This is a genomic window from Aliinostoc maniaoense, assembly GCF_058172895.1.
Map to the genome: position 1 here is coordinate 5,683,823 of NZ_CP187952.1, position 22,244 is coordinate 5,706,066.

The 22,244-nt window shown below is 41.4% G+C and carries 25 protein-coding genes; 18 read left to right on the forward strand and 7 right to left on the reverse strand.

Features of this window, described 5'->3' with window-relative positions; genetic code table 11:
* Positions 1-420 precede the first annotated feature (420 nt).
* The 4 genes from ACPZ3T_RS24810 to ACPZ3T_RS24825 all read left to right on the forward strand — a co-directional run bounded on the left by ACPZ3T_RS24810 (position 421) and on the right by ACPZ3T_RS24825 (position 3,286).
* The gene (locus tag ACPZ3T_RS24810; RefSeq protein WP_490272101.1) at positions 421-2,010 is read left to right on the forward strand and encodes a GmrSD restriction endonuclease domain-containing protein; all 1,590 of its coding nucleotides are present in this window, start codon (positions 421-423) and stop codon (positions 2,008-2,010) included.
* Positions 2,011-2,167: 157 nt separating this feature from the next.
* On the forward strand, positions 2,168-2,404 hold the full coding sequence (locus tag ACPZ3T_RS24815; RefSeq protein ID WP_490272102.1) for a hypothetical protein: 237 nt from the start codon (positions 2,168-2,170) through the stop codon (positions 2,402-2,404).
* A complete protein-coding gene (locus tag ACPZ3T_RS24820; RefSeq protein ID WP_490272103.1) occupies positions 2,404-2,730 on the forward strand; it encodes a type II toxin-antitoxin system PemK/MazF family toxin in 327 nt (108 codons plus the stop codon). Before ACPZ3T_RS24815 ends, ACPZ3T_RS24820 begins: the two co-directional genes overlap by 1 nt.
* A gap of 346 nt (positions 2,731-3,076) precedes the next feature.
* A complete protein-coding gene (locus tag ACPZ3T_RS24825; protein ID WP_490272104.1) occupies positions 3,077-3,286 on the forward strand; it encodes a DUF6887 family protein in 210 nt (69 codons plus the stop codon).
* Between the two features lie 39 nt (positions 3,287-3,325).
* Here the strand turns inward: ACPZ3T_RS24825 and ACPZ3T_RS24830 are convergent, their stop codons facing one another.
* Positions 3,326-3,574, reverse strand: a complete 249-nt coding sequence (locus ACPZ3T_RS24830; RefSeq protein WP_490272105.1) for a type II toxin-antitoxin system Phd/YefM family antitoxin — start codon at positions 3,572-3,574, stop codon at positions 3,326-3,328.
* A 146-nt stretch (positions 3,575-3,720) separates the two neighbouring features.
* Positions 3,721-4,014 (reverse strand): YggT family protein, encoded by a 294-nt coding sequence (locus ACPZ3T_RS24835; RefSeq protein ID WP_490272106.1) that lies wholly within the window; start codon positions 4,012-4,014, stop codon positions 3,721-3,723.
* Between the two features lie 264 nt (positions 4,015-4,278).
* On the opposite strand from ACPZ3T_RS24835, the gene psbX reads away from it, so the two are divergent.
* The 4 genes from psbX (at position 4,279) to ACPZ3T_RS24855 (ending at position 6,756) form a co-directional block, all read left to right on the forward strand.
* A complete protein-coding gene (psbX, locus tag ACPZ3T_RS24840) occupies positions 4,279-4,398 on the forward strand; it encodes a photosystem II reaction center X protein (protein WP_174709687.1) in 120 nt (39 codons plus the stop codon).
* A 215-nt stretch (positions 4,399-4,613) separates the two neighbouring features.
* Positions 4,614-5,537 carry a Ycf66 family protein gene (locus ACPZ3T_RS24845; protein ID WP_490272107.1) on the forward strand — a complete coding sequence of 308 codons (924 nt, stop codon included), beginning with the start codon at positions 4,614-4,616 and terminating at the stop codon, positions 5,535-5,537.
* A gap of 53 nt (positions 5,538-5,590) precedes the next feature.
* Positions 5,591-6,151 (forward strand): TolB family protein, encoded by a 561-nt coding sequence (locus ACPZ3T_RS24850; protein WP_490272108.1) that lies wholly within the window; start codon positions 5,591-5,593, stop codon positions 6,149-6,151.
* 77 nt (positions 6,152-6,228) lie between these two features.
* A complete protein-coding gene (locus ACPZ3T_RS24855; RefSeq protein WP_490272109.1) occupies positions 6,229-6,756 on the forward strand; it encodes a TolB family protein in 528 nt (175 codons plus the stop codon).
* Between the two features lie 161 nt (positions 6,757-6,917).
* On the opposite strand, the gene ACPZ3T_RS24860 is transcribed toward ACPZ3T_RS24855, so the two are convergent.
* Positions 6,918-7,904 carry a succinate dehydrogenase/fumarate reductase iron-sulfur subunit gene (locus ACPZ3T_RS24860; RefSeq protein WP_490272110.1) on the reverse strand — a complete coding sequence of 329 codons (987 nt, stop codon included), beginning with the start codon at positions 7,902-7,904 and terminating at the stop codon, positions 6,918-6,920.
* Between the two features lie 1,480 nt (positions 7,905-9,384).
* Here ACPZ3T_RS24860 and ACPZ3T_RS24865 point away from each other — a divergent pair.
* The 4 genes from ACPZ3T_RS24865 (at position 9,385) to ACPZ3T_RS24880 (ending at position 11,728) form a co-directional block, all read left to right on the forward strand.
* The gene (locus ACPZ3T_RS24865; protein WP_490272111.1) at positions 9,385-9,819 is read left to right on the forward strand and encodes an AbrB family transcriptional regulator; all 435 of its coding nucleotides are present in this window, start codon (positions 9,385-9,387) and stop codon (positions 9,817-9,819) included.
* Positions 9,820-9,993: 174 nt separating this feature from the next.
* Positions 9,994-10,860, forward strand: coding sequence for a CPBP family intramembrane glutamic endopeptidase (locus tag ACPZ3T_RS24870; protein ID WP_490272112.1), 867 nt, complete (start codon positions 9,994-9,996; stop codon positions 10,858-10,860).
* A gap of 261 nt (positions 10,861-11,121) precedes the next feature.
* Entirely contained in the window at positions 11,122-11,409 is a 288-nt protein-coding gene (locus ACPZ3T_RS24875; RefSeq protein ID WP_490272113.1) for a type II toxin-antitoxin system Phd/YefM family antitoxin, read from the forward strand.
* Complete coding sequence (locus ACPZ3T_RS24880; protein WP_490272114.1) at positions 11,393-11,728, forward strand: type II toxin-antitoxin system RelE/ParE family toxin; 336 nt, start codon at positions 11,393-11,395, stop codon at positions 11,726-11,728. Before ACPZ3T_RS24875 ends, ACPZ3T_RS24880 begins: the two co-directional genes overlap by 17 nt.
* 77 nt (positions 11,729-11,805) lie before the next feature.
* Here the strand turns inward: ACPZ3T_RS24880 and ACPZ3T_RS24885 are convergent, their stop codons facing one another.
* The 3 genes from ACPZ3T_RS24885 to ACPZ3T_RS24895 all read right to left on the reverse strand — a co-directional run bounded on the left by ACPZ3T_RS24885 (position 11,806) and on the right by ACPZ3T_RS24895 (position 14,104).
* Positions 11,806-12,750, reverse strand: a complete 945-nt coding sequence (locus tag ACPZ3T_RS24885; protein ID WP_490272115.1) for a heme o synthase — start codon at positions 12,748-12,750, stop codon at positions 11,806-11,808.
* A gap of 128 nt (positions 12,751-12,878) precedes the next feature.
* Positions 12,879-13,052, reverse strand: a complete 174-nt coding sequence (locus ACPZ3T_RS24890) for a hypothetical protein (RefSeq protein WP_490272116.1) — start codon at positions 13,050-13,052, stop codon at positions 12,879-12,881.
* A 116-nt stretch (positions 13,053-13,168) separates the two neighbouring features.
* Positions 13,169-14,104, reverse strand: a complete 936-nt coding sequence (locus ACPZ3T_RS24895) for a COX15/CtaA family protein (RefSeq protein ID WP_490272117.1) — start codon at positions 14,102-14,104, stop codon at positions 13,169-13,171.
* Positions 14,105-14,507: 403 nt separating this feature from the next.
* Here ACPZ3T_RS24895 and ACPZ3T_RS24900 point away from each other — a divergent pair, with 403 nt between their 5' ends.
* From ACPZ3T_RS24900 to ACPZ3T_RS24925, 6 genes are all read left to right on the forward strand, one after another.
* Positions 14,508-15,614, forward strand: a complete 1,107-nt coding sequence (locus ACPZ3T_RS24900; RefSeq protein WP_490272118.1) for a cytochrome c oxidase subunit II — start codon at positions 14,508-14,510, stop codon at positions 15,612-15,614.
* A gap of 125 nt (positions 15,615-15,739) precedes the next feature.
* Positions 15,740-17,458, forward strand: a complete 1,719-nt coding sequence (gene ctaD / locus ACPZ3T_RS24905) for a cytochrome c oxidase subunit I (protein ID WP_490272119.1) — start codon at positions 15,740-15,742, stop codon at positions 17,456-17,458.
* A gap of 190 nt (positions 17,459-17,648) precedes the next feature.
* The gene (locus tag ACPZ3T_RS24910; protein WP_490272120.1) at positions 17,649-18,269 is read left to right on the forward strand and encodes a cytochrome c oxidase subunit 3; all 621 of its coding nucleotides are present in this window, start codon (positions 17,649-17,651) and stop codon (positions 18,267-18,269) included.
* 229 nt (positions 18,270-18,498) lie between these two features.
* Positions 18,499-19,503: a GDP-mannose 4,6-dehydratase gene (locus ACPZ3T_RS24915; protein ID WP_490272121.1), complete on the forward strand. Its 1,005-nt coding sequence runs from the start codon at positions 18,499-18,501 to the stop codon at positions 19,501-19,503.
* A gap of 44 nt (positions 19,504-19,547) precedes the next feature.
* Positions 19,548-20,708 carry a glycosyltransferase family 4 protein gene (locus ACPZ3T_RS24920; RefSeq protein WP_490272122.1) on the forward strand — a complete coding sequence of 387 codons (1,161 nt, stop codon included), beginning with the start codon at positions 19,548-19,550 and terminating at the stop codon, positions 20,706-20,708.
* A gap of 164 nt (positions 20,709-20,872) precedes the next feature.
* On the forward strand, positions 20,873-21,244 hold the full coding sequence (locus tag ACPZ3T_RS24925) for a hypothetical protein (RefSeq protein ID WP_490272123.1): 372 nt from the start codon (positions 20,873-20,875) through the stop codon (positions 21,242-21,244).
* 118 nt (positions 21,245-21,362) lie between these two features.
* Here the strand turns inward: ACPZ3T_RS24925 and ACPZ3T_RS24930 are convergent, their stop codons facing one another.
* Positions 21,363-22,106 (reverse strand): DsbA family protein, encoded by a 744-nt coding sequence (locus ACPZ3T_RS24930; protein WP_490272124.1) that lies wholly within the window; start codon positions 22,104-22,106, stop codon positions 21,363-21,365.
* Between the last annotated feature and the right edge of the window lie 138 nt (positions 22,107-22,244).

Below are 22,244 nucleotides of genomic sequence, written 5' to 3' on the forward strand. Positions count from 1 at the left end.
AGGGTAAGGCGTAACAGAGAGAAGTATATTATTTTCTGCTGACTACTTTCCCTTGGTTGATGTTGAACTCAGATTGATTTGAGATATAGAGACGCGAGATATCGCGTCTTTAAAAATATATTTTTGCTGAGAGCAGGCAAGCAGAAATCTTGTTAATGTACAATTATTGATCTTCGCAAATAAATATAAAATTTTAGATAATTTTCTGCTGAAAACAACATATTTAAAATCTAGAGTCTTGTTTTCATATTTAATATATAGAGAAATTAAATTGAACTTAAAGCTTGATTTTGAGTAGATAAAGTAACTTTTTGTTTAACTGTAAAATTTGTTAAAAATTCCCTATACCAGAACTTCCCTTATCTTTAGATAACGCTTATTATTGAAAAAGTAATGGATAAAGTTATTTTTTGAAATTTTATGGCTGAAAGTTATTACTTCATTAAAGACCTAATCAATGATTTAGAAAGAGGAAGAGTTAGAATCCCTTCTTTTCAGAGAGGGTTTGTTTGGGATCCGCATAGAGTTTCCTATTTTATAGACACTATCTATAAGGGTTTCCCTTTTGGCTCCGTTTTACTCTGGAGAACTAGAAACCCCTTGCGAACTGAAAGAAATCTAGGCCCCTATAAACTTCCTGATAATGATCCAGAATACCCAATAGATTATGTACTAGATGGGCAACAGAGGATAACCTCTATTTTTGGGATATTTCAAAGTCATCTCACTCCTGAAGAAGGTGAAGCTATTGACTGGACAAACCTCTTCTTTGAACTAAATAGTAAAGAATCTGTACCTTTTCAATATTTACCTGATCCTGAAAACTACGACTCCACCAGATTCTTCCCCCTTAAATATGTTTTCGATGCACCTAAATATAGGCAAGTTACTAGAAATTATGATGATGACTTAGCAAAACAGATTGATGATTTAGTTGATAGATTTAATAAGGCAAGAATTCCTGTAGAACGTTTTGAGAGCGAAGAAAGAAAGTATGTTGCAACTGTTTTTGAGAGAATTAACAGGCAAGGTATAGAACTAGATACTTTTCAACTCTTATCTGTTTGGAACTGGAGTGAAGATTTTGATCTACAAGAAAAATTTAAAGAGGTTACTGAAGAACTAGAGCCATTTGGATTTAAGGAAGTGGGTTCAGATCTTCTTCTTAAATGCTGCTCTGCGGTAGTGATGAATAGTGCAAATCCTGAAGACTTTATGGAACTTCCTGGTAGCGAGGTGCGAGAAAAGTTTGATGAAATTCGGACAGGAATATTTAGAGCTATTGATTTTTTGAAAGAAGAACTAAATATTTTTACCCTGAAACTTTTGCCTATGGAAAATATATTACCTGTTTTATCTTCATTCTTTTCTTCAGCACAAAAACAACCACCTCCTATACCTCAAGTTCAGTATGAAGCTGTTAGAACATGGTTTTGGCGTGCATGTTTTTCTCAAAGGTATGCAAGAGGAGGAGCTAAAAGCACTGATACAGATTTGTTGGAAATAGCAAATCTTAAAGCTGGCACACCTCATAAGTTAGGAGATTTTAATGTTTCCTTAGATACTAGCTTCTTTTCTAAAAATTTCTTCCGAATGTCTACAGTTGCAACAAAAATATTTATTCTTCTTCTAGCGCATGAGGAACCATTAAACTTTATTCAAGGAACGAAAATATCTCTGCAAGATGTATTGTCTCAAGGCAATCGGAAGGAGTTCCACCATATTTTTCCAAAAGCCTATCTAGAGAATGTAAAAAAGTATAACGATGAAGAAATTAATTGCTTGGCTAATTTTTCGTTGCTGGCTAGATCTGATAACAATAAAATCAAAAATAAACCGCCTAGCTTATACCGTAGTGAGATGCCTGCCGATTCATATACTTTTGAGCAAATAATAAGAACCCATTTCTGTCCTATCGAGACATTTATAGGTGATGATTATGATGCTTTTATAACATTAAGATCTGTATTGCTACTACAAAAAGCAAAAACTTTGTGCAAAATCCCCTAATTCATTGGCTTTTTAGGAGCATCGTAATATTAGCATATCTCGCTATAAGTAAGTTTTCATAAAGTTGTTCTGAAAACTTATCTGAGTCTGCTTGCTCTTGCAGTTCTGTTATAACTAGGGTAGAACTTGAAAATCAAAAATTACACTTAATGTCACGATGAAAACTGCAATTTCGCTTCCAGATTCAGTTTTTGAAGAGGCTGAAGCACTAGCTCAAGAGCTAGGATTGTCACGCAGTGAGCTTTACACCAAAGCATTACAAGAATATTTGAAAAAATACAACCGTCATCAAATCTTGCACAAGCTAAACCAAGTTTACTCTCAAGAGTCTTCTGAACTAGATCCGGTAATGGCAAGGATGCAATTTATGTCTCTCCCCCGTGAGGATTGGTAATGTATAGGGGAGAAATTTGGTGGGCGAACTTACCTGAGCCAGTGGCTTCTGAGCCTGGGTATCGTCGTCCTGTTTTGGTGATTCAAGATGATATGTTTAATCAAAGCCGTATTAATACGGTGATTGTCGTCATCATTACTTCAAATATTCAGTTAGCAGAAGCACCAGGTAATGTACTTTTACCGCGTGAAGCATCAGGTTTACCTAGAGATTCTGTTGTTAACGTATCTCAAATTTTGACCGAAGAAAGGCAGAGGGCAGGAGGCAGAAGGCAGAAGGAAGAAATACAATTTTTTCCCTCTGCCACAAGGGTTTCAAGCCCCTAAATTTATTTATGCAAAGCAAAAAAAAAGATGTGTTTTGAGACGCGAAGCGCGAGAAATACAGCGTCCTTATTAAATCCCCTGAATTTATTTATGGGGATTCCCTTCTGCCCTCTGCCTTCGTACTTCTGCCTTCTTAAAGTTAACAAAACATTCCTGGTTGAACGTATTAGTTCACTACCAGACTACTTGCAGGATCAGGTAGATGAGGGATTGCGAACAATCTTATACCTCTAGCAGCGCACAAGCTCAACAATCAGTACCAGCCTCAGACTGAGTTATCTAGGGGTGCGATCGCTAATTTCCAAAACTTGACGGAAAGCTAACAAGGTCTTTGGAGGTTCTTGTGATGAAGCCTGACTTCAGTACCATGACAAAAGGTGAGCTAAGAGCTTATGTTATAGCTCATCCTGATGATCAGGCTGCATTTTATGCCTTTGTTGACCGCTTTACGGCTGAAGCACCTTCACAGACTTTTGACATTCCCAACTCCAATGCTGAGTTTGAAGAAGTTGAAATTCTCATCAGGCAGAAGCTAAACCAACTAAACATGGGATAGTAAACCACCACAACCAGCACTGAGTATCCAACAACAGCTTCACTTTTTACCACCTTCAAAGGCTGCTAATATTTCTTCCGGCAAAGGAGTATTAAAGTCTTCTGGCATGATAAAAAGCCCTTGATCCATTCCTAAACTAGCTTGCCGATTGCATGAAACCTGAAACGGAACTAACTTGGCAATGGGAACGCCTCGGTTATTAGAAATAATAATCTCTTCCCCAAGTTCCACACGAGACAACAGGCGTGAAAGATTCGTTTTGCAGTAATGAATATTGAAAGTTTCCATGTTTCCCCAGAACTTAGTCTGTAAACTAAGTTCAGTTTGATTATGGTAATTGTGGAAGATGAAATAATTTTGCGATCGCCTTTTTTTGAAGCAAAGAGAAAATGGGCATTCTGAAAACCCATGCCCGATGCCCTATTCCCCATGCCCTAACTGACACGAGACATCATGGTAATCAATCCTTGCTGACCTAAGAGAATTTCTCTCACCAAACTTAAGATACCTACCCAAATAATCGGGGTGATGTCAACTCCACCGATAGGTGGGACGATTTTTCGCAAGGGGATTAAAAATGGTTCGGTAGGCCAGGCAATGAGATTAAAAGGCAACCGATTTAAATCAACTTGCGGATACCAAGTCAGAATGATGCGGAAAATGAACAGAAACGTCATTAACCCCAAGATAGGGCCAAGAATCCAAACAGTTAGGCTAACACCAGTCATGAAATTAATTTGAGCTACGATTTGTGGACAAAGAAAAACTGAGAGCGAAAATATAAAGTTTTAAGCTTTGTAAAGCTGTTGCTATCTAAATTCTAACCAAATGCTACTACTTATGGGCGCGTGTCGAAAAGCAACTAGACTCCAGACGGCGTTTAACTTTTGGGAATGTGTGGGCTGGGGTTGTCACATGAGACTTACGGACTTCTCAAGGAAGTAATACACTATTAGAATTATGATGAAGAGTGTAAAAAAAGGTTGAGATCCATGACACCATCTTTAGCAAATTTTCTTTGGAGTCTGCTTTGGGGTACAGCGATCGTTGTTATCCCAGCTACAGTTGGTTTGATTTTCATCAGCCAAAAAGATAAAATCCAACGTTCATAGTCTGTGGGAGAGTTATTTCAACTCTCTTAAAGGCGTTTGTCTGTCAGTGACTAAATTTACTAAACTGACAGACTTAAACTTTTCTTGAGATTGGGTAAATAGCTTCAGAGCTTCTTTGCCAGATGCTTTGAAGCTTAAATATTATATTGTAATTGCGTAGAGTAGTGATTTTAGTTGTGGCTCGCTAACATAGATTTGATATTGGGAAAAGAACAATGCTAAATTTTGGGCTGAACTCAGCCAGTGTTCTGGCTCAGGTAAATTTTGGGACAAACTCAGCCAGTATTCTGGGGATATTCCTGGCTGTGGCTGGGGCAGCACTGTATTTTCTCCGTACTGTGCGTCCAGAACTGTCCAGAGATCAAGATATATTTTTTGCGGCTGTGGGCTTGCTGTGCGGGTTTATTCTGATTTTTCAGGGATGGCGTTTAGACCCGATTTTACAATTTGGTCAATTGCTGTTAGTAGGGACAACAGTATTTTTTGCGGTTGAAAGTATTCGGTTGCGGAGTATCGCTACTCAACAAGCTAAACGTAATACTCCGATTGTGGATGAACGTGAAGTTAGTAGAGATTATTCCTATAGCCGCAGACGTGGCGGCTATGAGGCGGAAGTGGAAGACGATTTAGAACCACTACCCTATCAAGAAGAGGAAGAGGAAGAACGTCCAATACGGGCGCGGATTCGTCCTAGCAGGGACGATCGCTCTTCACGGGATGACTACTACGATGAGCCAACCCCCCGGCGCACTAGTAGCGATCGCCGTACCAGTAGCGACAGACAAGAAACGACAGATAGGTCATCACGTCGCCGTCCTACCCGTCCATCTAGTCGCACTACTGAAAGATATGAACAAGAAGATTGGGGTACTTCTTCCACCAGAGAATCTGATGATTGGGAAAGTTCTACGACGCGAGAAACTAGAAGACCTTCTCGTCGAGATAATAATACTCCCCCACGTCCAGAAGTAAACGATGATACCCCACCCAGACCCAGAAAACGCCGTCGCCCTGCTGATACTACTCCTCCCAGACAGGTAGAAGATGATGAAGCGATCCCAACTGATTATGTACCGTATAAACCCATAGAACCATCAGATTTGGATTCTGATAATTCTACAGATTATGATGATGTATAAAGCGGTCGGGATAGATGTAAGCTTATAGGCGACAAAAAAATTAGACATCTGAGGTGAAAAAATTTACTTCTCAGCTTTGGCTCCAAAGACCACTTTATTGGAGCCTGGTTTTTGGTTTTACAGGTTTACTAAGCTCTTGTGGCTCTGGTGATATTCCCCTAGGCCCTACTTCCCTCAATAGTCGCTACACCGAAGAACAACCAGCCTTAAGTGGTAATGGTCGCTTTTTGGCGTTGATTTCCCATCGTAATAATACTCACCAATTACTGGTGTACGATTTACAACAGCAAAGTTTTATGAGTACACCAGGACTAAATCGACGGGAAACAATTATTGAAAGTCCCAGCCTTAGCTACACTGGACGTTACATCGCTTACTTGACCAGTGATCAAGGTAGACCAGTAGTAGCACTGTACGATCGCGCCATACAGCAATCACAAATAGTCACCCCAACTTATCGTGGTTGGGTGAGAAATCCTGCTATCAGCCCCGATGGACGTTATATAGTGTTTGAAACCGCCGCCCGTGGGCAGTGGGATATTGAAGTTCTTGATCGAGGGCCAAATATTGAATTAGATATTCCTAATGGTGCAACAGTTGAGCCACCGCAGTAAATATTGGGCAGGGGGCAGGGGGCAGGGGAGTGTGGGGAGTGTGGGGAGAACAACTAATGACTAATGACTATTGACTGATGACTAAACCAATTATTTTTATTCCTATATTTGTTTGTGCAGGGTTATTAAGTGGGTGTTTTGGTTATCCTCGATTGGTGAATTATCCATTTGATCCTGGGGGGAGGAGTCTTAATAGTCTTGCGTCGGAACTTAATCCCCAAAGTTCGGGGAGATATATTGTGTTGACTAGCGATCGCCGAGGTAGTCAAGACGTTTATTTATTTGATACCCTGACACGTAATTTAATCGATTTACCGGGTTTAAATGCTCTAGATACCATAGCTTCTCATCCCAGTGTTTCCCAAGATGCTCGTTATATTGTATTTGCTGCTAGTCGTCAGGGGCGATCAACGATTTTTCTTTATGACCGAGAAACACGCCAATCACGGAATTTAACCGCTAATCTCCAAGCAGAAGTTCGCAATCCTACTATTAGTGCTGATGGTAGTAGGATTGCTTTTGAGTTTAGTAATAACGGTCAATGGGATATTTCAGTTTATGACCGTTTTGGGCAGCCTGTAAACGTCCCTCAAGATCCGCGATGAGGGAGTAATGAGTAATGAGTAATGAGTAATGAGTAATGAGTAATGAATGATTAGTTTTCTCCCCAGTCACCAGTCCCGAGTCACCAGTCCCCAGTTATTTAATTTTGAATTTTGTAGGCGCAAGCCTTCCCGCAGGGTATTTTGAATTTTGAATTGATTTGTCACCTGTCACCTATCACCTCTTTAACAGATTCAATGAGCGATCGCACTTGTTCTGTTCCCTCGGATGGTTCAAAGGATAAGGGAAATTTACCTTTAGCAATCATGCGTAATCCTAAAGGGGCAAGACTGAGTAATCCTCTGAGGTCTTTAAAGTAGTTACCGACTACTTGTATCCCAAATTGTCTTTCGTCAATCCAACCGCCAGCTTTGACTAAATCTACTAATACCTTACGATGGCGAATTGAGCGACTGTCACTAGCTTGTTTTTCTCTGAGAATTTGCTGTTTAATTTTAGTGATTTGTTCTAAGGGGGCAACTTCCATTGGACAAACTGCATCGCAGTATAGACAACGGGTACAACCCCACACGCCTTTAGTCCCTTCGTTGTAATTTTCTAGGCGATTAGTTGTATCACTGTCGCGGGAATCAGCAACCATACGGTAGGCTTTGGCAAGGGCATGAGGGCCAACAAAATCAGGATTAACTTCACGCGCATTGCACTCTGAGTAACAAGCACCACACATAATACAATTACCAGTTTGATCTAAAAGCGATCGCTCTTGTGGTGTTTGCAAAAATTCTCTTTCTGGGACAAATCTGGCGGCGGTACTTACATAGGGTGTCACCGCTTCTAAATTATTCCAGAAACTACTCATATCCACGACTAAATCCTTAATCACTGGCATATTTCCCAGAGGTGCGATCGTGATTTCTGGAATTTTATCAGCTTGATTTTGTAATCTAGCGAGTTCACTGGCCACATTTTCTTTACAGGCTAGAGCAGAACGGCCATTAATTCGCATTGCACAACTACCACAAATGGTATTGCGACAATTTTTGCGAAATGCTAAAGTTCCATCTTGCTCCCACTTAATGCGATTAAGACAATCCAAAATCGTATTGCTAGGTTCTGTCTCTAAAAGGTAAGTTTCTACAACAGCAGCAGAATTTTGCTGTTGCCGAATGATTTTAAAATTGACTTCCATGATTAACAACCAAATTCTGAAAATGACTGCATCAGCCTCCAAAATCTTGCATCAAGGCTGCTGGTTGCAAAAAGTGAGGTATATATAGCCTTTCCCAGTCCAATGAAGTACACACCAATTTATTCACTGTTCCCTGTTCCCCCAACCCTGTTCCCTAAAACAAAAAAACTTTGTACCTCACTAGCATGAGAACGGCTATATATTGTTGCGCCTAATTCCCTGAAGGGCATTAATAGGCTGATTGTTCAAGAGGCACTGATTCTAGTTTTAAGATCACCATGTTAATTTTAATCATATAAGCACCATCAGCTAAATTTATATTCCCATCTCAGATCAGATGTAAAAATCAATTGTAGTTGATTCTTCCCATAACCTGTTTGCCAGGATCATTCCAGGGGGTTTACCAGGAATGAATATAGGTTTATCCTCTATATTGGCGAAATATATACAATAAATGCTCTTGAGGTTCGTAAGCCATCTTGATGTCAACATCTATGACCATCAATAGTCATAAAACATCTCAAAGAGTTACTAAATTTTAAAATTTTTGTCTGTATATAAGCGTTATAGCTCAAAATAAACATCAGCTAGTTCTATCAAATCTCTAGTCAAGCTGCACATATTTATTCTGCCTCTAGACAGACGTAGATAAAACAGCAGCCATTTTTCTCCAGAGACAATAAACCAGGAGGGTAATACTCACAGGTTTTGATCTGGGTTGAATCAAAAAACTAAAGCATATAACTTACTGATCAAAACTACTCATCTGAAATTAGATTAATTTTTATAAAAGCCATACAGCAATAGTCACTCTTGGTCATGCACCCTGAATAAAATCCTGACTGCTTTTTGTTTCTAGGAGCTAGGGGATTGAGATATAAATTTAATTGCAAGTTAAATTTTAAAATAAATAATTATTTTGCTATTATTAGTCCATGCTAGTATTTAATATAAAATTACGAAGTAACAAAATCAAGAGTAATAGCTGTCAAGTACAGCTAACACTGTTGAGTTTCTTCGTAGTCTAGAGACAGAAATTTCATGTCTCGACAGGTAGGACAAAAGGGTGTATGTCCGTAAGACCATATTCAAATACGATGCTGTCTTTAGCTCAAGAGTAGCGTAAGTAAATCCTTACAACTCAAAAGCTATCAAGACAAGTACTAACAGAGGAAAACCTGCAATTTCTTTGGTCTATAACTTCTTTGTAACAGTACGACCAAAGGGGAAAATAATTGCCTTCCCGATGATGAATAATGGTTTAAAATGCCGTAAAATCACCGAAACTAATCCCTGTGGAACTCGTGACCTCTCATCTGTTGTGGTTATCCATAATAGAGGTACTTGAGAATAATATCAGCAGGAATCCACCCTTTAACTTGAAGTCCCCAGTAGCTTTATACAGATGCTAAGAACTCAAATACTGGCATAGGACAAGATAATTTATCAGTTTGGAGAGAGTAAGGAAAATTAGAGCATAATGAGTGAAACTGCAACCGCGCCTTTAACTGGAAAAGCACTGCTAGCGAAAGTAAAAGAACTTTCTAATTTACCACGGAGAGAAAGAGCCAAGCAGTGTGGTTATTACACTGTTACTAAGAATAACCAAGTCCGCGTCAATCTCACTGATTTTTATGATGCTTTACTATCGGCTAGAGGTATTCCTCTAAGTCCAGAAGCACCAAAAGATGGTCGTGGTCGTGAACCGACATACCGGGTTAGCGTTCATCAAAATGGTCAAATTGTCATTGGTGCTACATACACCAAAGCAATGGGTTTAAAACCTGGTGATGAATTTGAAATCCGTCTGGGATACAAGCATATTCACTTGATTCAACTAGGTGAAAGTGATAAGAAGCTTTCTCCTGATGTAGAAGTTGAAGATGCTGACGAAGATTTGGAAGACGAAGAATAAATTTTCGGATGGTAGGGGTGAGTTGGTGGAAAATATTTGCTAACTTATCCCGAAATCCAGAGAAAAGTTATTTTAATTTAACCCAAACATTACGATTAGACCCCTTGCAGAAGTTACCAGTTTTGGTACAGTCTTGATTAAGGAATCAGACATTTATTCTGCAAGAAGTCTATTGTGATTTTTTTGTTTATTTTGAACAATTTTCTGCCGCCATCCCTCAACAACTTACTGGTATTCATGAAAGATGCACCAGTAATATTTGTTGTGATGGCTTTTTTTATTGCTTGGGTGGGGTGTTGGCTACCAATAGCAGTAATATTACTCAGACTGCTGCATTGGCAACCAATAAAACCGTTACAACCAGAACAAAAATTACCCTTAATTGTCTCACTATACTTATTAGCACCTCTGATTGTTTGGGGTGTGATTTGGCTAACTAATAGCTCTTTCTCAGACTATGGATTTGTGGCTAATTTGGCCATGTTGGGTTCTTTATCCGTAGGTTTTGGCTTAGGAGTGTTAAGTATAGTTATTTTATATACTTGTCAATTTTGGTTAGGTTGGTGTGACTTTCAAAGATTAAATATCAAGCAAATAGCATCTATATTGCCATCGATTTTATTGATAGCATTATTAGTTGGGGGTATAGAAGAATTAGTATTTCGGGGGTTTTTGTTAACGGAATTAGAGCGAGATTATCCTGTATGGGTAGCAGCAGTGATTTCTAGCCTAATTTTTGCTCTCTTACATCTAGTGTGGGAACAACAGGAAACGCTTCCACAAATGCCAGGGTTGTGGTTACTGGGTATGATGTTAGTTTTGGCGAGGATATGCGATCGCAATAATTTAGGTATAGCCTGGGGATTACATTCAGCTTTAGTGTGGGCGATCGCTACTATAGATACAGCCCAACTAGTTACTTACACAGGAAAAGTCTCTGATTGGTGGACGGGAAAGAACAACAAACCCCTAGCGGGAGTTGCAGGAATTGTTTGTGTTTTAGGAACTAGCTTGATTCTCTGGTTATTTTCCGTATTATGAAGCAACAAATCTTAGGGGTGGGGCTTGTACCCTCAAGAATCCAAAATCCAAAACTTGTACTGAGCTTGTCGAAGTATCCAAAATCTAAAATTCGGACGGTCTACTACTTCCCTCAATAAGGTTGGGTTGACGCGAGGAAACCCAACACCAGCATCTGTGTTAAGTTTTCGGTATTTATGTTGGGTTTCGTTCCTCAACCCAACCTACATCATAATGCTATTCATATAACATATAATTAACTGTTAATTTCATGTTTAGTCTATGATCGACCTAAACAACATTCACTCTCTCTCGGAGTTTCAAAGGAACACCAAGCAGTACATCCAGCAGATGGAACAAAGTGAGAAACCTATTGTGCTGACTGTCAACGGAGCAGCTCAACTTGTCGTGCAGGATGCCAAAGCTTACCAGAAACTTTTGGAGCGATTAGAATATGCCGAAACTGTGGCTGCACTCAGACAAGGAATTGAGGAAATTAAGCATGGACAAGGAGTTCCAGCAAAAGAAGCAATGGAAGGTTTAAGAAGAAAGCATGGAATTTCGCATTAGCATCTCTCCGTCGGCTCTAGCTGATGCGGAAGCTGCCTACCTTTGGATTCGAGAGCGCGATCGAGAGATGGCGGACAAGTGGTTTAACGGACTTCTGGATGCTATGGATTCGCTTCAACGCCTTCCGGCTCGTTGTCCTGTTGCTCCTGAAAGCACAGAGTTAGGCATGGAAATTCGCCAACTGCTATACGGCAAATCAAAACGATTCCGTTACCGAATCCTATTTGGTATTTCTGAAACAGAAGTAAACATCTACAGAATTAGACATACAGCACAAAAATATCTGACAGATGATGATATCGAGTCAGAGGAGGAATAAAACTGATTGATTTTAGTAATTTTTTAATATCGAGAAATGCGATCGCGCCCTCAAAGCCAACGCGATCGCTAATTGCTTTAAGCCATAAAATTAATTACGGCACTAATTAAACGATGGGTAATGGGCAGACTATCAATCACCATCGCTAAACACAACAGCATCATGTAAGAGATGGAGTAGAGAAACACATCTCTAGCTGTAGTCCGATCTTCAGGGTTTTGTAACAAACACCAAGATTTACGGATAAATAAACCGCCTAAACCGGCGGCGAAGGCAGCGTAAATAATGCCGCTAGCGTGGAGTGGATAAACGAGTAACAGCGTTGCTGCAACTGTAATTAAGGTGTAGTACCAAATTTGTTTAACAGTAACTGTTGCACCTTCCACTACCGGTAACATCGGAATCCCCACCTTGGCGTAGTCATCACGAATCATCAACGCCAAAGCCCAGAAATGGGGAGGAGTCCACAAAAACACGATCGCAAAAATTAACCATGCAGCCCAGCTTAAAGTCCCTGTAACGGCTGCCCAACCCACTAACGCAGGAATTGCTCCAGCCGCACCGCCTATAACAATATTTTGAGTACTATGACGCTTGAGCCAGTGGGTATAAACCAAAACATAAAAAACAATACCAGAGAATGCTAGCAAAGCAGCTAACAGATTAGCAAATGCTGCCAGTAGTGTAAATGAAAGTATTGCCAGAGCGATCGCAAAAATCAGGGCATCACGGGGCTGTACTCTCCGAGAAGGCATGGGACGATGGCGCGTCCGCTCCATATCATAATCAATATCCCGGTCATAAATGCAATTAATTGTTTGCGCGCTAGCAGCCGCCAAAGTTCCGCCAGTGAGAGTCACGAATAACAACAAAGGATCTACTTCACCTTTAGCTGCAATCCACATACTGCCGGCAGTAGTAATTAATAGCAATGGGATAATTCTAGGTTTAGTTAGCTGATAATAGCTTTGAACTACCTGAAGAAAAGTTTCGTGGTGGCGAGAGACATTAGTCTCAATCATTGTTGCTTTAATTCCTTTTTTTTCAAGAACTGATATGCAGCCATTGCTCTAGATTGCTCATCCTTGCCTTTACTACTGCCATGTAGAGAGTTTTGAGTGAAAAAGGCAGGGAGGTAGAGTTTTGAGCTTCATGTGTAGGGAGAAAGTCTGCTAGGGATGGGTAGAAGGAACAAACCCTTCCTAAGTTTTCCCGCAGATAGCTTCCTCCTCACTCTTTCATATTTTTTTGGTGTCAGCAGTTCATTATCAACATAGGGCATGGGCATTGGGGAATGGGGCATTGGGCATTGGGCATTGGGCATTGGGTAGAAAAACTCGAAAAAATTATTTCTTATTTACCTTGTCTCCCTTGTCTACCTTGTCTACCTTGTCTCCCCCTGCTCCCTGCTCCCTGCTCCCCTGCTCCCCTGCTCTTGTTTCAGCTACCCATCACCTCAATTTCGCGGTTTGCCGCCCAGTCTCGGAGGGCGAGAACTGTAAAAGCTACCAAAACACCTAAAAGGCTTGCGCCTATAGCTTGGTGAGAGACAGTCAAAGGCTCGACTTGCAGATGTAATCGGAAGGTAGCAAATCCTAACAAGATTTGTAAAATTAACAACCCACCTGCCATGTTTGCCAATCGTCGCAAAGCTGGATGTAGTGCTGGTGTACGCCAGGAAATCAAGACTACTGCTAGGGTGGCAACTGTAGGCGGTACTAAACCGAAAATGTGGCTATACATCACACTACACAGTTGAGAACCACCAAAACACTGATGTAACGCCCAACGAGAGCCGACTAAAGCACCTAATAGGCTTTGCAAATAAACTAAAATTGCTGCTGTTAAACCCACCCAAGGCAGTTTACCTACATTACCTGTTCCCTGATAGGGAGTTAAGGCAATGCCAATAATCAGGAGGGTAGTGAAAAACAATAATGCTGTCCCTAAGTGGGCTGTGACGATATCAAAGCGTAATAATTCGGTGACGGTGAGTCCGCCCAAAATCCCTTGGAAGACAATTAAAAACAGGGCAAATGTCCCCGCCCAAGGTAGCCAATTAGGTAATAAGCGACGATGCCACCAGGATAAACCACACAAGGCGATCGCACTCACACCAATTAAGCTGGCATCTAAACGGTGAAACCACTCCAAAAACACTTGGAGGTTCATTTGCTTGGCTGGTACTAGTTCACCATAGCAAAGTGGCCAGTCTGGACAAGCCAGCCCCGCATTCATTACCCGTGTGGCACTGCCTATAGCCATCAAAATCAAGGTAGCTATAGCCATTCTCCACACCAAGCGACGAATTACTTCCTTGGGCTTTTGCTGCTCTGTTGTTACTTCGTTTTTTTGTTCTAGGACAAATTCGTTCATGAACAATACCTTCTGCCCACTTGTTGGTAGAACTTCTTAAAATTTGTAATTTTCATACCGACCCATATCCACCCTAGCGTATAGACCAAAGTTTATTGATCGGCTTTCTTTTAATAATTTGAATTACTTTTACCCTTACTAGCCCGAAGCTTTAGGTATTTTTTAAGTTGTCACGAATTGGTTAATATCGATACCATTTCATTTGCTAAATTTTCCTTAAATTTTTCTAATTTTTGTCATCTACTCTGGAGAGTATGTAATAAATCTCTTTTACTCAAGATTAGTAAAGTAGTCGAAAAAATTAATAAAAATTTCAGACCTTTCGGGTCAATATCTAATAGCCTAGATTACCTTAGTAAGTGAGTTGCTTCGAGATAACGTAATTAATTCATTTAAGTGAGCCGTGAAAATTCCAAGTTCCATCTGGACATTATTAGTTGGCATCGGGCTAACCCTAGCAAGCTTGTGGTACGGTCAAAATCACGGTTTGTTACCAATAGCAGCCTCTGATGAAGCTGTATTAGTAGACGGTCTATTCAATACGATGATGACCGTCTCAGCAGGTATATTTTTAATTGTTGAAGGTGTATTAATTTACTGTGCATTTAAATATCGTCGGCGGGCAGATGATCAAGAAGATGGCCCAGCAATTGAAGGTAATGTACCGTTAGAAATACTATGGACAGCTATCCCCGCAATTATTGTTATCGGTATTTCTGTCTATAGTTTTGAAGTTTATAATGACATCGGTGGTTTTGATCCCCACGCTGTTCATGAAGCTCCCATGATGCAGGAATCAATGGCAATGCCTGGGAGTGCGATCGCTGCCACCTTAAACGATACCCCTCCTAGCACCGCACCTAACCTGAATCAACAAAAATCGGATGAGGCCATGCAAGATCCAGCAACAGCCGCAGTCCGCAATGCTGATCAAATTCCCCAAAAGCGGGAAGCACCAGGTGTAGGTAGTGTTTCCCCTAGTATTGGTGCTAGTCCTGAAAAAGAGGGAAAACCAGCCCAATTACAAGTTAATGTCACCGGTTTACAATACGCGTGGATTTTTACCTATCCAGAAACGGGTGTGACATCGGGTGAACTGCACGTTCCCATTGGGCGGGAAGTGCAAATTAATATGACAGCCAATGATGTGATTCATGCCTTTTGGGTGCCGGAATTTCGCTTGAAACAGGATGCGATCCCCGGTAGACAAACCGAACTCCGCTTTACACCCAAAACCGAAGGTGATTATGCTCTTATCTGTGCAGAACTTTGCGGCCCCTACCACGGCGCGATGAGAACTCAGGTGGTAGTCGAAAAACCAGCAGCCTTTGAAAAATGGATGCAAGAGCAATTAGTTGCGAATAATAACACCATGCAAGAAGCGATCGCCGAAGGCGGGTCTTCGACCATCGCACTCAATCCCGCCGAAGCATCCCCAGACAAATTTCTTGCTCCCTACATCAACGACATGGGGATTCAGCCAGAGATGTTGCATCAGATTCATAAGTAGGGAGCAGGCAGGGGGGCAGGGAGCAGGGGGCAGGGGGCAGGGGAAGTAGAGGAAACTAATAACTCAGCACTCCCTACTCAGCATTTTTAAATATTGTTTGAATTTTCAATTCGGAGCAGAGCGACGTGACACAAGCTCAGTTACAAGAAACTGCCAACATCCCAGGTGATCATGAAGAACCAGGGATGAGAAAATGGCAAGACTACTTTACCTTTAATACTGATCACAAGGTAATCGGACTGCAATATCTAGTCACTTCGTTCATTTTTTACTGCATTGGCGGCGTTTTAGCTGACTTAGTGCGTACAGAACTGCGAACCCCAGAAGTAGATTTTGTCAGTCCAGAAGTTTACAACAGTCTGTTTACACTGCACGCCACAATTATGATTTTCTTGTGGATTGTGCCAGCCGGAGCAGGTTTTGCTAATTATCTGATTCCCCTGATGATTGGGGCGAAAGATATGGCATTTCCTAAGCTGAATGCTGTAGCTTTTTGGCTCATCCCTCCAGCCGGCTTGTTGCTGATTATCAGTTTAGTAATTGGTGATGCTGCCGAAGCAGGTTGGACTTCCTACCCTCCCTTAAGTTTGGTAACGGGACAGGTAGGTGAAGGTATTTGGATTATGAGTGTCCTACTGTTGGGTACATCGTCAATTTTGGGGGCAATTAATTTCCTCGTCACCCTGTTGAAGATGCGTATCCCCACGATGGGCGTTCATCAAATGCCCTTGTTTTGTTGGGCAATGCTGGCGACTTCGGCATTAGTTTTGATGTCTACACCAGTATTAGCAGCAGGTTTGATTCTGCTGGCGTTTGACTTATTGGCAGGAACAACATTTTTTAACCCCAGTGGTGGCGGTGATCCGGTAGTGTACCAGCATATGTTCTGGTTTTACTCCCACCCAGCAGTGTATATCATGATTTTGCCGTTCTTTGGGGCAATTTCCGAGATTATTCCTATTCACTCCCGTAAACCAATTTTCGGTTATAAAGCGATCGCCTACTCATCGTTAGCCATCAGTTTCCTAGGGTTAATTGTCTGGGCGCACCATATGTTTACCAGTGGTATTCCCGGTTGGTTGCGGATGTTCTTTATGATCACTACTATGATCATCGCCGTACCTACAGGAATCAAAATTTTCAGCTGGTTGGCGACGATGTGGGGCGGCAAAATCCAGTTTAATAGCCCTATGTTGTTCGCTTCGGGTTTCGTCGGCACTTTCGTAATTGGTGGGATTAGTGGTGTAATGTTGGCATCTGTGCCTTTTGACATCCACGTTCATGACACCTATTTTGTAGTGGCACACTTGCACTATGTGCTGTTTGGTGGTAGTGTCCTAGGAATTTTCGCCGCCATTTATCATTGGTTTCCCAAAATGACGGGACGAATGATGAATGAAACTTGGGGTAAAGTGCATTTTGCCCTAACTATTGTGGGTTTGAACATGACATTCCTACCCATGCACAAGTTAGGACTTATGGGCATGAATCGCCGTGTAGCTCAGTATGACCCCAAATTTGCTTTATTAAATGAAATCTGCACTTACGGCTCTTATATCCTAGCCGTTTCCACATTTCCCTTCATCATCAACGCCATTTGGAGTTGGTTGTACGGAGAGAAAGCTGGTAATAATCCTTGGAAAGCACTCACCTTAGAGTGGATGACTACTTCACCACCAGCCATTGAGAATTTTGAAACTCTCCCAGTCTTAACAACTGGCCCTTATGACTATGGTGTAGAACACGCACCAGCCAATGTATCCCCATCAGAGAATCCCGTACTCAGGGCTGACCCTGATGAGCCATATCCTAGTATTGAGTCGGATATAGAGACTCGAACTTAGGAAGAGGTAGGGGGCAGGGGGTAAAGGGGCAGGGGGCAGGGAGCAGGGGGAGACAAGGTAGACAAGGTAGACAAGGGAGAATTGATTTCCAATGCCCAATGCCCAATGCCCCATGCCCCATGCCCCATGCCCCATGCCCCATTCCCCAATCCCCAGTCCCCAGTCCCCAATACCCAATTAATTAACATTCATGCAAAGTCAAACTATTGACCCAGCGAAAACGCAATTAAATCATCACCATACGGCAGAAATTGCTCATCATGAAGAACATCCCGATCATCGTCTATTTGGGATCTTTGTGTTCTTGATTGCGGAAGGGATGATTTTTATGGGGTTGTTCGGAGCTTATTTAGCTTTCCGTTCAACTTTACCTGTGTGGCCGCCAGCCGGGACACCAGAGTTAGAACTTTTACTACCTGGAGTTAACACTGTTAATCTGATTGCTAGTAGCTTTGTGATGCACAATGCTGATACTGCAATCAAAAAGAATGATGCGAAAGGGATGCGTATCTGGCTGGCCATTACCGCCGCAATGGGCGCGATTTTCCTAGTCGGCCAGGTTTATGAATATACGCATCTCGAATTTGGTTTAACAACTAATTTATTTGCCAGTGCCTTTTACGTGTTGACTGGGTTTCACGGGTTACACGTCACTATCGGCGTTTTAGCGATTCTAGCAGTGTTGTGGCGATCGCGCACTCCCGGTCACTACAGTAATGAAAAACACTTTGGTGTGGAAGCTGCGGAAATCTATTGGCACTTTGTTGACGTAATTTGGATTATTTTATTCGGATTACTGTATTTACTGTAGGTATTCTGTATTAGTTGTTCACTCCACGCGGACAACTGAAAATTCCGCCCCCTGAAGGGGGTTTTTTTGTTTGTATAAAAATTTATGTTAGATAAGAGTAAGCTTGGCATACGCGTATCAGCGATCGCTTTGTTAGAATTGGTCATAACTTTTATTTGATTGTCAGTAATTTTGCGATTTGCGATCGCCTTCCGTAAGTGTTCCATGCTGCTAGAGGAAAAAGGACAATATGACTAAAACAGCCTTAATTACAGGAATCACTGGTCAAGATGGTTATTACCTGAGCCATTTACTCCTCAAGCATGGTTACAGAGTGGTGGGTTTAGTATCTCCACACCGACAACCAAATTTAGCTAAGTTGGGTGACTTAGCTAACCAAGTGGAAATCTACACCGTGGACTTGAGAGACAGCACCGCGATTTTGAATGCAGTAGAACAACTGCGTCCCCAAGAAATTTATAATTTGGCTGCACCTAGTTTTGTCCCTGATTCCTGGAAAGATCCACTAGGAACATTAGACCTGATTACCGGTACTGCTACACGGTTATTAGATGCCATCCGCCAAGTAGGTTTATCAACTCGCTTCTATCAAGCTAGTAGTTCTGAGATGTTTGGCGATGTATCTTCTTCTCCTCAAGATGAAGAAACTCCCTGTAGGCCGAAAAATCCCTATGCAGCCGCCAAACTACACGCCCATTGGACAATGGTACATCATCGACAACGTTACGGTTTATTTGCTTGTAGTGGTATTTTATACAATCATGAATCTCCCCTACGTCCGCCCCAGTTTGTTACCCGTAAAGTTTCTTTAGCCGCCGCATCAATTAAACTCGGTTTATCTAACACTCTGGAAATGGGTAATTTAGATGCTAAACGAGATTGGGGATTTGCGGGTGATTACGTAAAAGCAATGTGGCTAATGTTGCAAGTTGACGAGCCGGAAGAATATGTTATTGGCACAGGTAAACTACATAGCGTCAGGGAACTAGTATCTACAGCCTTTGAATCTGTAGGATTAAATTGGCAAAATCACATAGTGATCAACCCTGATTTACTCAGACCAGACGAACATTTTCAACTAGTAGCTAACCCAACTAAAGCCAAAAAGAATTTAGGGTGGGAAGGACAAATTAGCTTTGAAAGACTGTTAGAGCAAATGGTACAAACAGATATAGAGCGATTGCAAAACGGTAAAATAGCTCAAGTATCTAGTAAGCAACTGCTAGTAGATTAGAGTACCTTTAACAGTGTTGGGTAAAATAAATCACAAGAATATCAATGCTAATTGATCCGGTGGCAGAAAAAATTAATTCGGGTGAAGATTCCAGTCAACAAGTCAATCATCTTTTCGTATTCTTAGAGATTTTTGCACTGGAAGGCGGTATCCAATCTTATGTTAAAGATATTTTTCGGGCTTATTTAGGCTTGGGTGCAGGTTATCAAGCCGGAGTATTTTTGTTGCGGGATAGTCCTGATTGTTCAAATCCCTTTGATGGCGATCGCTTAAAATTCTACTACTTCAAAAATAAGTCCCCCCAAATCGGTAGAATCAGAATGGCTGGTGCGTTACTGAAGTATTTATTGCAAAAACGCCCCCAACGGGTTTTCTGTGGTCATATTAAACTAGCTGCACTCATCCAAACCCTCTGTCAACCATTAGGGATTCCTTACACTGTCCTCACCTATGGTAAGGAAGTGTGGGAAACACTACCAAACAAAGAACGCCGCGCCTTAGCCGCAGCCAAAGACATTTGGACAATTAGCCGCTACAGTCGAGATCAAGCCTGTGCTGCTAATGGTATAGATCCTAATATGGTGAGAATGCTACCTTGTGCCATTGATGGAGATAAATTTACTCCCGGCACAAAGCTACCAGAATTAGTGACCAAGTACGGCTTAACCGATGCTAAGGTGATCATGACTGTAGCTCGGTTGTGGTCAGGAGATATCTATAAAGGTGTAGATGTCACAATTCGCGCCCTACCGAAAATCTTGCAGGCATTTCCAGAGGTAAAATATTTAGTCATTGGTCGCGGTGATGACCAACCAAGATTAGCACAACTAGCCCAAGATTTAGGTGTGAGCGATCGCGTTGTTTTTGCTGGTTTTGTCCCCACAGCAGATTTAATCGCACACTATCGCCTTGCTGATGCCTACATCATGCCATCTCAAGAAGGCTTTGGCATAGTTTATCTAGAAGCCATGGCCTGTGGCATACCAGTATTATCCGGCGATAATGATGGATCTGCTGACCCCTTGCAAGATGGGAAAGTCGGCTGGCGAGTCCCCCACCGTGACCCCGAAGCCGTAGCCGCCGCCTGTATAGAAATTTTACAAGGAAAAGATCAGCGTTGTGATGGACAATGGTTAAGAGAACAAGCGATCGCTAATTTTGGCCAAGCTGCCTTACAACAGCAATTATTATCTCTATTAAGGTAGGGAATGGGTTTACGGGCATGGGGAATGGAGAGGAGTAGAGGAGAATTTACGCTAATACCCAATGCCCCATTCCCAATGCCCAATACCCCATGCCCAATACCCAATACCCATTGAATAATAACTAAACTCGTTATCCTAGATAAAGAGCAAGATAATACTTAAAAATGCGGCTTAATAATTCTCAACTGGATCTTTTAAATCTCCGTCCCTTACTAACACTGTTAGCAATTGGTTGGTTGCTGGCTTCTTTGGGTTTGGGGTGGTTAGTTAATTCGTTAGTGATTCTTTTTGGATTGCTATTACTAGCACCAGTGGTAGCGTTTTTCGTCTTACGCTGGTGGTTGGAACGGAATTTAGTTACAGACCAATGCCCCGTTTGTGCCTATGAATTTACAGGTTTAAATAATAGTCAAATGCAATGTCCTAACTGTGGGGAAAAACTCACAGTACAAAAAGGTCATTTTCACCGTTTTGCACCTGAAGGGACAATTGATGTCACAGCTGTAGAAATACCAAGTCAGCAATTAGAAGATTGAATCAGTTATCAGTTATATAGTGGGAAAAAATTGTAGGTTGGGTTGACGTTAGGAAACCCAACGCCATAACCAATGTTGGGTTTTGCAAAGCCTCAACCCACCCCTCCAGTTTGGTAAGTTAACTAGGATTAGTTAATTTACTTTCGATGTCTGATAGCTGTATAGCCCCAGAATAGTTTTTACTATTCATCACAAAGAAGGGTGTACCTGGTATTCCTAACTGTTGAGCTAGTTGTAAATCTTGTTGAATACTAGGCTCGGCAAGTAGGCGATCGCTGTTAAACTTCTCCATATCTAGATTTAGTTTTTTAGCGATATTTAAATACAAACTTTCACCCAGTTGCTGTTGATTAGTAAATAAGGCATTATGATATTCCCAAAACTTACCTTGTTGGTTTGCAGCCCAAGCCGCCTTTGCAGCTGACAAAGCTTCACCATGAATCGGCAAAGGTAAATTTTTATAAACTAATGTCACCTCATTACGGTGCTTAACTAGCAACTCATGCAATTTTTGATGTGCCTCAGCACAGTAGGGACATTGAAAATCAGAAAATTCTATTAACACCGTTTTTGCTGGTGTTTCTCCCATCGTGGGAGAATTAGCAATTACCGCCTGGGGGTTAGTTTGTAAATCTTGTAAAAATACCTGTCGTGACTGATTTACTTGCTGTTGTTGCTGCTGTTGATATGTTTGGACAGATTCAATAATTACTTCTGGGTGCTTGCGAAGAACTTCTAAAATTTGCTGCTCTAGTTGACTATTGGGATAATTAGCTGCTTGTACAGGAAACGACCAGCATAAAAATAAACCAAAACAGCCAAGTATTAGGTAGATGCGTAAATAGCGAAGGAACTGACCCATAATACAATACTGGATAAATTAACATCTCCATAGTATTCCCTGGGATTCGTAATTCGTAATTCGTAATTCGTAATTCGTAATTCGTAATTTATTTTTGAATAGAGGGAATTTGAAATGAGATGAACAGAGTTTTATACT

Bases quoted from the DNA above. Each gene is read 5' to 3' on its own strand.
- ACPZ3T_RS24810 (WP_490272101.1), top strand. From the start codon at position 421: ATGGCTGAAAGTTATTACTTCATTAAAGACCTAATCAATGATTTAGAA.
- ACPZ3T_RS24815 (WP_490272102.1), top strand. From the start codon at position 2,168: ATGAAAACTGCAATTTCGCTTCCAGATTCAGTTTTTGAAGAGGCTGAA.
- ACPZ3T_RS24820 (WP_490272103.1), top strand. From the start codon at position 2,404: ATGTATAGGGGAGAAATTTGGTGGGCGAACTTACCTGAGCCAGTGGCT.
- ACPZ3T_RS24825 (WP_490272104.1), top strand. From the start codon at position 3,077: ATGAAGCCTGACTTCAGTACCATGACAAAAGGTGAGCTAAGAGCTTAT.
- ACPZ3T_RS24830 (WP_490272105.1), bottom strand. From the start codon at position 3,574: ATGGAAACTTTCAATATTCATTACTGCAAAACGAATCTTTCACGCCTG.
- ACPZ3T_RS24835 (WP_490272106.1), bottom strand. From the start codon at position 4,014: ATGACTGGTGTTAGCCTAACTGTTTGGATTCTTGGCCCTATCTTGGGG.
- psbX (WP_174709687.1), top strand. From the start codon at position 4,279: ATGACACCATCTTTAGCAAATTTTCTTTGGAGTCTGCTTTGGGGTACA.
- ACPZ3T_RS24845 (WP_490272107.1), top strand. From the start codon at position 4,614: ATGCTAAATTTTGGGCTGAACTCAGCCAGTGTTCTGGCTCAGGTAAAT.
- ACPZ3T_RS24855 (WP_490272109.1), top strand. From the start codon at position 6,229: ATGACTAAACCAATTATTTTTATTCCTATATTTGTTTGTGCAGGGTTA.
- ACPZ3T_RS24860 (WP_490272110.1), bottom strand. From the start codon at position 7,904: ATGGAAGTCAATTTTAAAATCATTCGGCAACAGCAAAATTCTGCTGCT.
- ACPZ3T_RS24865 (WP_490272111.1), top strand. From the start codon at position 9,385: ATGAGTGAAACTGCAACCGCGCCTTTAACTGGAAAAGCACTGCTAGCG.
- ACPZ3T_RS24875 (WP_490272113.1), top strand. From the start codon at position 11,122: ATGATCGACCTAAACAACATTCACTCTCTCTCGGAGTTTCAAAGGAAC.
- ACPZ3T_RS24880 (WP_490272114.1), top strand. From the start codon at position 11,393: ATGGAATTTCGCATTAGCATCTCTCCGTCGGCTCTAGCTGATGCGGAA.
- ACPZ3T_RS24885 (WP_490272115.1), bottom strand. From the start codon at position 12,750: ATGATTGAGACTAATGTCTCTCGCCACCACGAAACTTTTCTTCAGGTA.
- ACPZ3T_RS24890 (WP_490272116.1), bottom strand. From the start codon at position 13,052: ATGCCCAATGCCCAATGCCCAATGCCCCATTCCCCAATGCCCATGCCC.
- ACPZ3T_RS24895 (WP_490272117.1), bottom strand. From the start codon at position 14,104: ATGAACGAATTTGTCCTAGAACAAAAAAACGAAGTAACAACAGAGCAG.
- ACPZ3T_RS24910 (WP_490272120.1), top strand. From the start codon at position 17,649: ATGCAAAGTCAAACTATTGACCCAGCGAAAACGCAATTAAATCATCAC.
- ACPZ3T_RS24915 (WP_490272121.1), top strand. From the start codon at position 18,499: ATGACTAAAACAGCCTTAATTACAGGAATCACTGGTCAAGATGGTTAT.
- ACPZ3T_RS24920 (WP_490272122.1), top strand. From the start codon at position 19,548: ATGCTAATTGATCCGGTGGCAGAAAAAATTAATTCGGGTGAAGATTCC.
- ACPZ3T_RS24925 (WP_490272123.1), top strand. From the start codon at position 20,873: ATGCGGCTTAATAATTCTCAACTGGATCTTTTAAATCTCCGTCCCTTA.
- ACPZ3T_RS24930 (WP_490272124.1), bottom strand. From the start codon at position 22,106: ATGGGTCAGTTCCTTCGCTATTTACGCATCTACCTAATACTTGGCTGT.